Raw genomic sequence first — 11,893 nt, forward strand, 5'->3', positions numbered from 1 at the left:
CGAAGCGTACCCCATGTCGAACAAATGTTCGATCATTGGGCGATCAACACGCCGGTCAGCTGGCGGCGAGTGCCGCCCGGCCGTCGTCGGTCAGTTCCGCGCAGACCCGGAGACCGAAACTCGTCGGCTGCGAGGGGCGCAGCAGGCCCGCGTGCACGAGGTCGTGCGTCGCCGTCCGGTCGCAACAGGGCAGCCCGTCGACGTACAGGTCGGGCTCGGTACCGCCTGTCACCTCGGCACGTCCCGCGGCGACAGCCCGCAGCATCGCCCTCGCTCTTCCGCTGAGTTCCATCTCGACCCCCCAGGAGTGGTGTCCGAATCACTTACCCCTTTGTCGAAATAGAGGTCGGATTCGTTCCACAAGTACGGGTTCGTTCGGGTTCTTCGCTTGTGTGAACGGGTAGATCATGTCTCACTAGGCCGTTCGGGTTGCGAAGACACGCCGGTGGAAGCGCGCAACGCCGGGCGGCGGACCCACACCGTCCAGCGCGGGCGGTAGCCGTTCGAGTACCAGAACGGCGTCGAACGCGGGTTCGGCAGGGCGTGGTGGAGCAGCGTGGACGCCACTCCGGCGTCGTCCAGCACCGAGTGCGCGTGTGCCACGAGAGCGCTGCCTGCGCCCGTGCCTCGCACATCGGGCCTTACGCCGAGATGGGCGAGATACGCGAACGGGCGCGCCGAGGTGAACCGCTCCATCCACCCGGCGTCCTGCGGCATGTCGACGTAGATCATGCCGACGGGCGTGCCGCCGTCGACCGCGAGCCACATCGCCTCGTGGTCGCGCTCGAGCACCTCGGCGAGCGCCGTCCGGAGGTGCTCCGCCGTGTTCGGGCGTTCGGTGACCATGCCGAACGTGGTGTCGTACCGGACCGTGTGCAGGTTCAGCTCGACCGCGACGTCCAGGTCGGCACGGGTCGCCGCCCGCACCTCCACACCGGACGGCCGCGGCGCGGGGGAGCGGCCGGCCAGGCGCTCGGCGACCACGGTGAGAGGCGCGAAACCGCGGTGGACCAACGGCAGCACGTCGGCGTGGCTCGGCAGCGTCACCACCGCCGCGGTGTCGGTGTCGCCGGGGTGCGTGAGCCGGGGCTCCCACTCGTCGAGCAACGCGGGCAGGTCGCAGCCGGGCCGCCAGGTCAGCCGGTGCAGGCGCAGCGGTCCCCAGGTCGCCCCCAGCGAATCCGGATCCGTCTCGGTGAAGGAAAAGATCTCGGTCACGCCCCATCCGACCATGGCAGGGTCGGCCCTGTGGAGATCTTCGTCGTGGACGCGTTCACCGACCGGCCCTTCGCGGGCAACCCCGCCGGGGTCGTCCTCCTCGCCGAACCGCGCGACGACGCCTGGCTCCAGGCCGTCGCGGCCGAGATGAAGCACGCCGAAACCGCCTTCGTCACGCCCGACAACCACCTCCGCTGGTTCACGCCGGAGGCCGAGGTGGACCTCTGCGGGCACGCCACGCTCGCCACCGCGCACGTGCTGGGCGGCGAGCAGTCGTTCACCACGCGTAGCGGCGTGCTCACATGCACAAATGACGATGGAATGACGATGGATGGGTGCGGATGGACTTCCCCGCGGACCCCCCGAAGTTGACTGACCCGCCAATCGGTCTAGCGGAAGCGCTGCCACATGCGACGATCAAGTCCGTGTCACGTGGGCGCTTCGACTTCCTGATCGAGTTGGAGAGCGCCGCGGAGGTCCGTTCCGTGCGACCCGACGTCCAAGGACTGGCACAAATTCCGTCACGGGGAGTAATCGTGACGGCGGTCGGAGACGGTGATGCGGACGTCGTCAGCCGGTGCTTCTACCCGTCGGTCGGCGTGCCGGAGGACCCCGTCACCGGATCGGCCCACTGCACCCTTGCGTCCTATTGGGTGCCTCGGCTCCAGCGCGCTGACCTGCTCGCGGAGCAGGCGTCGCCGCGCGGCGGGTTCGTCAGGGCCACCCTCGCGCAAGATCGCGTGCTGCTCTCCGGGCAGGCCGTGACGGTGCTCCGAGGACGGCTCACCGTCTAACCACGTCTGGGTGAATCGACGTCACCAAACGTGCTCGACCTGCCATTTCGTCCCCCGAGCGGGGTACATTGGTGCCCCTGGAGGGGTCCTGATCGCCAAGTGCGGGACCCCTCAGTCACGCCTAGAGGTTCCCCCACCCAGGCCGACGAGGAGGCTGGATGTCCGACCGAGCGTCGGCCCCCGTGTCGGACTCGGCCGCCTGGTCGGCCAAGTCGACCAACCGCGCTTTCAGCGCGTTCGCCGTCACCCTCCTGGTGGCAGGCGTCGTCTGCGCGGGCATGGTCGCGGCATGGCTCCCGGAGCGGGAGACCACCTCCCTGTTCTGGATCGGCCCCCTCTTGGTCGTCGGCTTCCTGCTGGCGGAACAGCTCGCGATCAACGTCGACGTCCGCAGCGGCGTCGCGTGGACGATCTCCTTCACGGAGATCCCGCTGGTCCTCGGCCTGCTGGTCGCCCCGTTCGAGGTCGTGCTCGCCGCGCACGTGGTCGCGGGCGTGGGCACGTTGCTCGGCAGGCGGATCCTCGACCGCGCCGTCTACAACGCGGGCCTCATGTTCATGGAGATCTCCGTGGCGTTCGCCGCCGCGGAGGCCGTGAACCGGATGATCGGAGCGGGCGGACCGTTCTGGGCGGGCGCCTTCGTCGGCACGATCACCGTGCCGATGCTCGCGAGCGTGCTGGGCCTCTGCGCGTTGCGCCTCATGGGCAAGTCGATGCGCGTGGGCAACAGCCTGCGGCTCGTGCTGCAGACGCTGGTCGTGGCCCTGCTGAACACCTCGATCGGCCTCGTCGGCTACCAGATCGTCGCCACCACCGCGTGGGGCGGCGTCCTGATCATCCTGGTGCTCGCGGGCATCGTGGCCACCTACCTCGCCTACTCCGGGCTGCTGCGCGAACAGCGCGACCTGGAGGCGTTGAGCGAGGTCAGCCTCCGCGTCGCGAGGTCGGGCCAGCACGGCACCGGCCCGCGCCAGCCCGACGACGACCTCACCACGGGCGTCGAAGAGGACGAGTGGCAGCTCATCGCGGAACGCATCCGCGAACAGCTCAACGCGAACAGGGTCGTGCTGCGCCTGCGCACCGACCCGCAGGAAGCCATGATCACCCTCGTCGCCGGCGAACCGCTGCCCGAGGAGATGACCGCGACGGACCCGCGTGCCGTGCGCGAAGACCCGGTGCTGCAGTTGCCCGGCACGCACGTCCGCTACTACCGCGTGGCGGACGCGACCGAGGACGTCACCGAGGCCCTCCTGCGCCGCGACGCCCAGGAGGCGCTGGTCGTCCCGTTGCGCGGCGCGACCCAGTTGCTCGGCGCCGTCGAGGCCCACGACCGGCTCTCGCGCTGGCGCGGTTTCGGCAAGGCCGACATCCAGCTGCTCAGGACCTTGGCCTCGCACCTCGCCACGGCCGTCGACAACCGGCGCCTGCTGGCCCGCCTGAGGCACGACGCCTACCACGACCCGCTGACCGGCCTGCTCAACCGCGCGGGCCTCCGCGAGGCGTGCGCCGAACCGCTGCGCGAGTCCCAGAGGGGAGTGGTGCTGCGCATCGACCTCGACATCCTGTCGACGGTCTCCGATGCGCTGGGCCAGGCCTGGGGCAACCGCATGGTCGTCGCCGCCGGACGCAGGCTGCGCGACGCGCTCGGCCCCGACGTGCCGCTCGCCCGGCTCGAGGGCGGCGCGTTCGCCGCGTACCTCGACGACGAACGCGCCGCCACGGCCCACGAGACCGCGGAACGGCTGCGCGCAGGCCTTTCCGTGCCGTACCCCGTCGACCGCCTGACCGTCGAGGCCTCCGCGGTGGTGGGCTACGCGTCCAAAGCGGACTCCGAGACCGAGGACCCGGATCCCGACGTGTTGCTGCAACGGGCAGACGTCGCCGTGCGCGCCACTTCCGAGGGCACGCCCGTGAAGGCCTACGCGCCGTCGATGGGCCACCTGTTCCTGCGCCGCTTCCAGCTCGTCACGCAGTTCCGCCAGGCCGTCGAGACGGGCCAGATCTCGGTGCACTACCAGCCGAAGGTCGCGCTGCCGTCACGTCAGGTCGTCGGCGCGGAGGCGTTGGTGCGCTGGACACATCCGGAGTTCGGCCGCGTCGACCCGGACGAGTTCGTGCCGGCCGTCGAGGCCACCGGGCTCGTGGACGTGCTGACGGACTTCGTGATGGACAGGGCGCTCGAACGCGTCCGCCGCTGGCTCGACCGCGGCCTGCGGATGTCCATCGCGGTGAACCTGTCGGTGCGGACGCTGGGCGACGAGGACTTCCCGAACCGCGTGGAAGCCGCTCTGGAACGCCACGACGTGCCTTCGGGTCTGCTGACCTTCGAGCTCACCGAATCGGGCGTCATGGCCGATCCCGAGCGCGCCCTGCCGGTGCTGCGGCGCCTGCACGCGATCGGCGTCGTGCTGGCGGTCGACGACTTCGGCACCGGGTACTCCTCGCTGGCCTACCTGCGCCAGCTGCCGGTCGACGAGGTGAAGATCGACAAGTCGTTCGTGCTCGGGATGGGCACGGACCTCGGCGACATGGCCGTGGTCCGGTCGATCGTGGAGCTCGGGCACTCGCTCGGTCTCGTCGTGGTCGCGGAGGGCGTGGAAGACGACGCCGCTCGCGACCAGCTGGTCGGGATGGGCTGCGACGTCGCGCAGGGATACCTGATCTCCCGGCCGCTGTCCGAGGACCGCTTCGAGGCGTGGCTGCGCGCACGAACGGTGCAGGTCAGGGGTGCTCGCGATGAGACGGTGCTCACCTTGGTCCACTAAGGGGACCCCCGGATTTCGTTCTTGGTTGAGGCGTGTTGTAGAGTTCTACGTGTCAGCAGGAACGAAGAGCTGGCCCCTTTAGCTCAGTCGGCAGAGCGTCTCCATGGTAAGGAGAAGGTCTACGGTTCGATTCCGTAAAGGGGCTCTACAACTGGCCGCAGTGCTGAGCGCTGCGGCTTGAGTTGTGTAAAGCGGTGTAGCTCAGTTGGTAGAGCAAGCGGCTCATAATCGCTGTGTCGCCGGTTCAAGTCCGGCCACCGCTACTCAGCAAGATCCCTCGGGCGACTTCGTCGCCCGCCCCGCCAGACGGTAAGCCCGGACTGGGTTCCACGGGGTCTCGTGTGCTCTCAGGAAGGCAAGGACCGTGGCTGCAACCGACGTACGTCCGAAGATCACCCTCGCGTGCGAGGAGTGCAAGCACCGGAACTACATCACCAGGAAGAACCGGCGCAACGACCCGGACCGCCTGGAGGTCAAGAAGTTCTGCCCGAACTGCAAGACGCACCGCGCGCACAAGGAAACCCGCTGAGCGCGTAGCGGCTTTCGACCGAGGCCCGTCCCACACGTGGGGCGGGCCTCGTCGCATATAGGCTCTTCAGGTGCCTCTTGACCCCGCCTTCATCGGACGCAGTTATCCGCCGTCGCAGCCGTACGACGTGAGCCGCGAGAAGATCCGCGAGTTCGCCGACGCCATCGGCGCGACCAGCCCGGCCTACCGCGACGCCGAAGCGGCGAAGGCGTTGGGGCACAGGGACGTCATCGCGCCGCCCACGTTCGCGATCGTCGTGTCGATGAAGACGAACGAGACGGTCATGTTCGACCCGGAGTTGAAGCTCGACTACAGCCGCGTCGTGCACGGCGACCAGAACTTCACGCACCACCGGCCGATCACCGCGGGCGACCAGCTCGTCAGCACCGCGCACATCGACTCCATCACGTCCCGCATGGGCAACGACATGGTGACCGTGCGGACGGAGATCAGCACGGTCGACGGTGAGCTCGTCGCCACCGCCAAGTCGATGCTCGTCGTGAGGGGAGAAGACGCGTGAGCGCAGCAGTGAACACCGAGGTCGGGACCGAACTGCCGGCGCTGTCCGTGCGCCTCAAGCGCGACGACCTGGTGCGGTACGCGGGCGCCTCGCTGGACTTCAACCCCATCCACTGGAACGAGAAGACGGCCAAGGACGTCGGCCTGCCGGACGTGATCGCGCACGGCATGCTGACCATGGCCGTGGCCTCGCGGATCGTCGCGGAGTGGATCGGCGACCCCGGCGCGATCGTCGAGTACGGGTGCCGGTTCGGGCGGCCCGTCGTGGTGCCGAACGACGGTGAGGGCGCGCTGGTCGAGGTCACCGCGAAGGTCACCAAGGACCTCGGGGACGGAACTGTGAAGGTCAACATCAACGCGGCTTTTGACGGCAAGTCGGTGTTGACGGGTGCGTTCGCCCGCGTGCGCGTCGGCTGATCTTGTGATCAAGAACACCACCGGACGACCCGGTCCGGTGGTGTTTGCCGTGCTCACGCCGGATTCGGGCGCGCAGCGGTGCGCGGTTGCACGACCCTGATTCGTGTTCTCGGTCCGGCTATGGGTAGGCTGTGCGACAGGCCGCTCGGCAAGTGCTTGAGCGGTCTGGTTGGAATGGACGGGACAGGCTCCCGTACACTTCCTGCTTGGGCCAGGGGATCCCCATCCGGGATCTCAAAGGGGTGTAGCTCAACTGGCAGAGCAGCGGTCTCCAAAACCGCAGGTTGCAGGTTCAAGTCCTGTCGCCCCTGCTGTCGAAGCGCGTCATGGGTGGAGTGGAGGACGGCATGAGCGAGGGCCGCGAGCAGGACCAGCCGGAGGAGCGCGAAGGCGCTGTCCGGCCGTCCACTGCTGCGGCGCGACGTGAACGTCGTGCCTCCTCTCGCCCGGCCGCCCGCAAGGACGGCAGCAGCGCTGAGTCGAAGAAGAGCGTCGCCAAGTCCGAGGCTTCGGACGAGGACGCGAAGAAGGGTCGCCCGACCAAGACCCGTGAAGGACAGGAGAAGCGTCCCTCGCTGATCGGGCGGGGCTTCCGCTACATCCGCGAGGTCGTCGGCGAACTCCGCAAGGTGATCTGGCCGACGCGCAAGCAGCTCATCACGTACACCGGCGTGGTCATGGTGTTCGTGGTCTTCATGGTTGCGCTGGTGTGGGCTCTCGACCTCGGCTTCGGCGCGGCTGTTTTCGAGTTGTTCGGCTGAGCCGGACAGCTGCCGCTGCAACCAGGAAGCGAGATCCACAGTGAGCTCCGACAACGGCGTTGACGCCCAGGAGAAGACCGACCTCATCGACGACGAGGTGTCCGAGGACACCGCGGCCGACGAGACGGTCGAGTCGGCGGCTGTGGACTCCGAAGACGTGGACTCCGAGGACACCGACGAGGCCGAGGACGTCGACGTCCTCGCCATCGACGAGACCCCGATCGACGAAGAGATCGCCGACCCCGCCGAAGAGCTGCGTCAGGCCCTGCGCCACGCGCCCGGCGACTGGTACGTCGTGCACTCGTACGCCGGTTACGAGAACAAGGTCAAGGCGAACCTCGAGACTCGTATCCACACGCTCGACATGGAGGACTACATCTTCCAGGTCGAGGTGCCGACCGAAGAGGTCACCGAGATCAAGAACGGCCAGCGCAAGCTGGTGCAGCGCAAGGTGCTGCCCGGCTACATCTTGGTCCGCATGGAGCTCACCGACGCGTCCTGGAGCGCCGTCCGCAACACGCCGGGCGTGACCGGGTTCGTCGGAGCCACCTCGAAGCCCTCGCCCCTCACGATCGACGAGGTGCTGAAGTTCCTGCTCCCGCAGCAGGAGCAGAAGCCGGCCGAGGGCAAGAAGGCCGCTTCCACCACCGTGTCGAAGCCGACGATCGAGGTCGACTTCGAGGTCGGCGAGTCGGTCACCGTCATGGACGGCCCGTTCGCCACGTTGCCCGCGACGATCAGCGAGGTCAACGCGGACGGCCAGAAGCTGAAGGTCCTGGTGTCGATCTTCGGCCGGGAGACGCCGGTCGAGCTGTCGTTCAGCCAGGTCTCCAAGATCTGAGCGGTCTCCCGCGAGGGAGACCGATCGGCCACGCTGCGGCTGGCAGAGCCGCGCGCGGACACCGCAATAACAGGAAGTACGGACAATGCCTCCCAAGAAGAAGAAGCTGTCAGCGATCATCAAGCTGCAGATCAAGGCTGGTGCCGCCAACCCGGCGCCGCCCGTCGGTCCCGCGCTTGGTCAGCACGGCGTCAACATCATGGAGTTCTGCAAGGCCTACAACGCCGCGACCGAGTCGCAGCGCGGTCAGGTCGTGCCGGTTGAGATCTCCGTGTACGAAGACCGCTCGTTCGACTTCAAGCTGAAGACGCCGCCGGCCGCGCGACTCATCCTCGCCGCCGCTGGTGTCGACAAGGGCAGCGGCGAGCCGCACCGCGTCAAGGTCGCCAAGGTGACCATGGAGCAGGTGCGTCAGATCGCGCAGACCAAGATGGTCGACCTGAACGCGAACGACATCGACCAGGCCGCGAAGATCATCGCCGGCACCGCCCGTTCCATGGGCATCACGGTCGAAGGCTGATCGCACCCCCTTTGAAAGCGTGGGAGAGCCGAGCGCGGCTCACGAACCACGACTGATCCACAGCAATTAAGGACAGAGTTATGAAGCGCAGCAAGGCCTACAAGGCCGCCGCCGAGCTGGTGGACCGGGAGCGGCTGTACTCGCCGCTGGAGGCCGCCAAGCTCGCCAAGGAAACGTCCAAGGTGAAGCTGGACGCCACCGTCGAGGTCGCGATTCGCCTCGGCGTCGACCCTCGCAAGGCCGACCAGATGGTCCGCGGCACCGTGAATCTGCCGCACGGTACGGGCAAGACCGCCCGCGTGATCGTCTTCGCAACCGGTGACAAGGCCGCTGAGGCCGAGGCCGCCGGTGCGGACGCTGTCGGCTCCGAGGACCTGATCGAGCGCATTCAGGGTGGCTGGCTCGACTTCGACGCCGCGATCGCGACCCCCGACCAGATGGCGAAGGTCGGCCGCATCGCCCGCATCCTCGGCCCGCGTGGCCTGATGCCGAACCCCAAGACCGGCACCGTGACCCCCGAGGTCGCCAAGGCCGTCAACGACATCAAGGGCGGAAAGATCAACTTCCGCGTTGACAAGCAGGCCAACCTGCACTTCGTCATCGGCAAGGTGTCGTTCGACTCCGAGAAGCTGGTCGAGAACTACGCGGCCGCGCTGGACGAGGTGCTCCGCGCCAAGCCGTCCGCGGCCAAGGGCCGGTACGTCAAGAAGGTCACCGTCTCCACGACGATGGGCCCCGGCATCCCGGTCGACCCGAACCGCACCCGCAACATGCTGGTGGACGAGGCCTGAGCCTCGCCGGTTCACAGCTAGCTGAGAAAGGCCCCCGGTTCGCCGGGGGCCTTTCTGCTGTTCAGCGACGGGTGCGGCGGTAGTCGCCGGGGGACTGCCCCACCTGCTTCAGGAAGTGGTGGCGGAGGTTGTTGGCCGTGCCGATGCCGCTCAGCGCGGCGACCTTCTCCAACGGCAGGTCGGTGGACTCCAGCAGCACCTGCGCCCTGGTGATGCGCTCGTTCAGCAGCCACTGCAACGGTGTCGTGCCCGTGGTGGCCTGGAGCCTGCGGTAGAAGGTCCGCGGGCTCATCGCGGCCCTGCGCGCCAGGTCGTCGATCGTCAGCGGCTCGTCCAGGCGGGCACGAGCCCAGTCGAGCACCGGTGTCAGCCCTTGCTCGTCGCTCGCGGGCACCGGCAGGTCGACGAACTGGCCGAGGTGGCCCGGCCGGTGTCCCGGCACGACCATCCGGCGGGCGAGCTGGCTCGCCACGTGGGCGCCCAGGTCGCGGCGCACCAGGTGCAGACAGACGTCCAGACCCGCGGACATGCCTGCGCTGGTCAGCACGTCTCCCTCGTCGACGTAGAGCTGCGAGTCGTCGACCTGGACCTTCGGGTAGCGCTCGGCCAGCAGGGCGGTGTGCATCCAGTGCGCGGTGGCCCTCTTGCCGTCCAGCAGGCCGGCTTCGGCCAACGCGTACGCGCCGACGCATGCCGAGACGATCCGTGCGCCGTTGTCGTGGGCCTGGCGCAGCGCGGAGACCAGATCGGGTGGAACGGGCGCGTTGTCCTCGATGACCTCGTCCGGCACCCACGACACGATGACGGTGTCCGCGCGCACGACGTCGTCCAGGCCGTGAGTGCTGTGCAGCGTGAAGCCCGGCTTGGTGTCGTGTGTGCGGGAACCGGTGCCGCACAACCACAACTCGTACCAGGGGTCGGCGAGGTCGGGCTGCGGAGTGCCGAAGACGGCTGCCGGGACGCCCAGTTCGTAGAGGTCGGCCACGCCGAAGTCGCTGGGCACGATCAGGGCGACGGATCCAGCGCTCATGCGGTCCAGCCTATGGCAGGAATTTGGTGGTGGTGGTCATTCCGGTCACTGGTCGGGGTGATCACGCGCGGCGAGGCTGGACGCATGACATCTGAAGCGATCACCGTGCTGGGACTGGGAAACCTCGGACGCGCGTTGGCGGAGGCGTTCGTGCGGGCGGGCCACCCCGTGACGGTCTGGAACCGGTCCGCGGCCAAGGCTGCCGGGCTCGCGGCGACCGTCGCCGGCAGTGCGGCGGAGGCGGTGGCGGCCAATCGGCTCGTGGTCGTCGCCGTGCTCGACCACCAAGCGGCGCAAGAGGTCCTGCGCGGTGTGGACGTGCGCGGGCGGGCGCTGGTGAACCTCACCTCCGGCACGCCCGGCGAAGCGCGTGAACTGGCCGAGTGGGCTGCGGCGAACGGTGCCGAGTACCTGCACGGGGCGGTGTACGCGGTGCCCCAGACGATCGGCACCGACGCGTCGTCGATCATCTACAGCGGTTCGCCGGCCGTGCCCGAGCGTTGGCGGGAACCGTTGGCGCTGCTGGGAAAGGTCACGTTCCTGGGTGAGGATGCGGGTCGCGCCTCCGGATACGACGTGGCGATCCTGTCCGGGATGTACGGGCTGCTCGGCGGCTTCCTGCACGCCGCCGCGCTGGCGCGAGCCGGTGGCATCAACGTCACCGAGCTCACGCCCATGTTGTTGGCCTGGTTGGAGGACCTCCAACCGGCGCTGACGACGTTCGCGGAGGAGATCGACGCCGGCAGCTACGACAACGCGGAGTCGAGCATCGCGATGAACCGGTCCGGCGTGGCCACGCTCATCCGCGCCACCGAGGCGCAGGGCGTGCCGTTCGCCGGGCTCGACGCGCTCCAGGCCCTCGTCGACCTGCAGGTCGACTCGGGACACGGGGAGGCGAGCCTCTCCCGTGTCGTCGAGTCGTTCGGTCTTGTCTCACCGGGGCTTGCGGGCGGACAGCAGGAAGATCGTCAGTGACGCGAGGAAGTCGCCCTCCCGCAGTTCCGCGAGCCAGCGCTCCCCGTCGGCGCGCTCGATCGCACCCGCCCGGACGGCTCGTTCGGTGTTGCGGGTGAGGGCGAGGGTGTAGTCGGCCCTGGCGAAGTCGCGCAGGACCGTCGTCACCGCGCGGACGCCCTCGACCTCGAAGCCCGCTTCCCGCGCCAGGCGGGGCAGCTCACGGCCGATCGTCGCGTTGCGGACCATGGTCGAGCAGACGAACCGGTTGAACGCCCGGTTCATCTCGAGGTCGCCGTCGACGAGCAGGGCGTCCCAGTCGGGTTCGGCGATGCGCAGCAGACCACCCGGCTCCAGCGCCTTGTGGAGCTCGGCGAGGACGCCGGCCGGGTCCTCGACGTGCTGCAATGCGCGATCCATGCGAGCCCGCCCGGCGGTGCCGGGGTCCACGGGCAGCGCGTGCGCGTCGCCCCGGCGGATGTCGATCTGCGGGTAGAAGTGCGAGAAGCTCCTGGCCGCGGCCACCATCGCCGGGTCCACGTCGACACCGATGACGCGGCCGGAGGGCGTGACGGCGTCGGCCATGACCGGTAAGTCCGTGCCGGGGCCGCAGCCGACGTCGAGGACCGTGTCACCGGGCTTCAGGTCGAGCGAGACGAGCAGGTGGTGCTTGTAGTCCCGGCCTAGGTCGGCGGCGTCCGCCATGTACGCGACCTTGTTGGGGCTCGGTACCCCCAGTGCATGTGGCATGCAC

General features: G+C 68.6%; 13 protein-coding genes, 3 tRNA genes and 1 pseudogene. 13 read left to right on the top strand and 4 right to left on the bottom strand.

Annotation, left to right across the window (positions count from 1 at the left end):
- Positions 1–55 precede the first annotated feature (55 nt).
- On the bottom strand, positions 56–265 hold the full coding sequence (locus tag ND450_RS35515; protein ID WP_245786109.1) for a hypothetical protein: 210 nt from the start codon (positions 263–265) through the stop codon (positions 56–58).
- Between the two features lie 140 nt (positions 266–405).
- Positions 406–1,218 carry a GNAT family N-acetyltransferase gene (locus ND450_RS35520; protein ID WP_253322623.1) on the bottom strand — a complete coding sequence of 271 codons (813 nt, stop codon included), beginning with the start codon at positions 1,216–1,218 and terminating at the stop codon, positions 406–408.
- Positions 1,219–1,248: 30 nt separating this feature from the next.
- On the opposite strand from ND450_RS35520, the pseudogene ND450_RS35525 reads away from it, so the two are divergent.
- From ND450_RS35525 to rplA, 12 genes and pseudogenes are all read left to right on the top strand, one after another.
- Positions 1,249–2,012 (top strand): annotated as a pseudogene (locus ND450_RS35525) (PhzF family phenazine biosynthesis protein).
- 158 nt (positions 2,013–2,170) lie between these two features.
- Positions 2,171–4,777: a bifunctional diguanylate cyclase/phosphodiesterase gene (locus tag ND450_RS35530; protein WP_253322624.1), complete on the top strand. Its 2,607-nt coding sequence runs from the start codon at positions 2,171–2,173 to the stop codon at positions 4,775–4,777.
- Between the two features lie 72 nt (positions 4,778–4,849).
- Positions 4,850–4,922, top strand: a tRNA-Thr gene (locus tag ND450_RS35535).
- Between the two features lie 45 nt (positions 4,923–4,967).
- Positions 4,968–5,040 (top strand) — tRNA-Met (locus ND450_RS35540).
- Positions 5,041–5,141: 101 nt separating this feature from the next.
- Positions 5,142–5,306, top strand: coding sequence for a 50S ribosomal protein L33 (rpmG, locus tag ND450_RS35545; RefSeq protein ID WP_053733184.1), 165 nt, complete (start codon positions 5,142–5,144; stop codon positions 5,304–5,306).
- A gap of 70 nt (positions 5,307–5,376) precedes the next feature.
- Positions 5,377–5,826 carry a MaoC family dehydratase N-terminal domain-containing protein gene (locus tag ND450_RS35550; protein ID WP_253322625.1) on the top strand — a complete coding sequence of 150 codons (450 nt, stop codon included), beginning with the start codon at positions 5,377–5,379 and terminating at the stop codon, positions 5,824–5,826.
- Positions 5,823–6,242 (top strand): MaoC/PaaZ C-terminal domain-containing protein, encoded by a 420-nt coding sequence (locus tag ND450_RS35555; RefSeq protein WP_253322626.1) that lies wholly within the window; start codon positions 5,823–5,825, stop codon positions 6,240–6,242. The genes ND450_RS35550 and ND450_RS35555 overlap by 4 nt, the downstream gene beginning before the upstream one ends.
- 238 nt (positions 6,243–6,480) lie before the next feature.
- Positions 6,481–6,553 (top strand) — tRNA-Trp (locus ND450_RS35560).
- 36 nt (positions 6,554–6,589) lie between these two features.
- On the top strand, positions 6,590–7,003 hold the full coding sequence (secE, locus tag ND450_RS35565) for a preprotein translocase subunit SecE (RefSeq protein WP_089915773.1): 414 nt from the start codon (positions 6,590–6,592) through the stop codon (positions 7,001–7,003).
- Positions 7,004–7,043: 40 nt separating this feature from the next.
- Complete coding sequence (gene nusG, locus ND450_RS35570; RefSeq protein WP_253322627.1) at positions 7,044–7,844, top strand: transcription termination/antitermination protein NusG; 801 nt, start codon at positions 7,044–7,046, stop codon at positions 7,842–7,844.
- A gap of 85 nt (positions 7,845–7,929) precedes the next feature.
- Complete coding sequence (rplK, locus tag ND450_RS35575) at positions 7,930–8,364, top strand: 50S ribosomal protein L11 (RefSeq protein ID WP_065915943.1); 435 nt, start codon at positions 7,930–7,932, stop codon at positions 8,362–8,364.
- 80 nt (positions 8,365–8,444) lie between these two features.
- Positions 8,445–9,155: a 50S ribosomal protein L1 gene (gene rplA / locus ND450_RS35580; RefSeq protein WP_089915404.1), complete on the top strand. Its 711-nt coding sequence runs from the start codon at positions 8,445–8,447 to the stop codon at positions 9,153–9,155.
- Between the two features lie 61 nt (positions 9,156–9,216).
- On the opposite strand, the gene ND450_RS35585 is transcribed toward rplA, so the two are convergent.
- Positions 9,217–10,185, bottom strand: coding sequence for a GlxA family transcriptional regulator (locus ND450_RS35585; protein ID WP_253322628.1), 969 nt, complete (start codon positions 10,183–10,185; stop codon positions 9,217–9,219).
- An 84-nt stretch (positions 10,186–10,269) separates the two neighbouring features.
- Here ND450_RS35585 and ND450_RS35590 point away from each other — a divergent pair, with 84 nt between their 5' ends.
- Complete coding sequence (locus ND450_RS35590; protein ID WP_253322629.1) at positions 10,270–11,160, top strand: NAD(P)-dependent oxidoreductase; 891 nt, start codon at positions 10,270–10,272, stop codon at positions 11,158–11,160.
- Here ND450_RS35590 and ND450_RS35595 read toward each other — a convergent pair.
- Positions 11,119–11,889 (bottom strand): methyltransferase domain-containing protein, encoded by a 771-nt coding sequence (locus ND450_RS35595; protein ID WP_253322630.1) that lies wholly within the window; start codon positions 11,887–11,889, stop codon positions 11,119–11,121. The two genes, ND450_RS35590 and ND450_RS35595, sit on opposite strands and share 42 nt — an antisense overlap.
- Between the last annotated feature and the right edge of the window lie 4 nt (positions 11,890–11,893).

The organism is Lentzea sp. HUAS12, from assembly GCF_024125735.1.
Taxonomy (GTDB): domain Bacteria; phylum Actinomycetota; class Actinomycetes; order Mycobacteriales; family Pseudonocardiaceae; genus Lentzea; species Lentzea albida.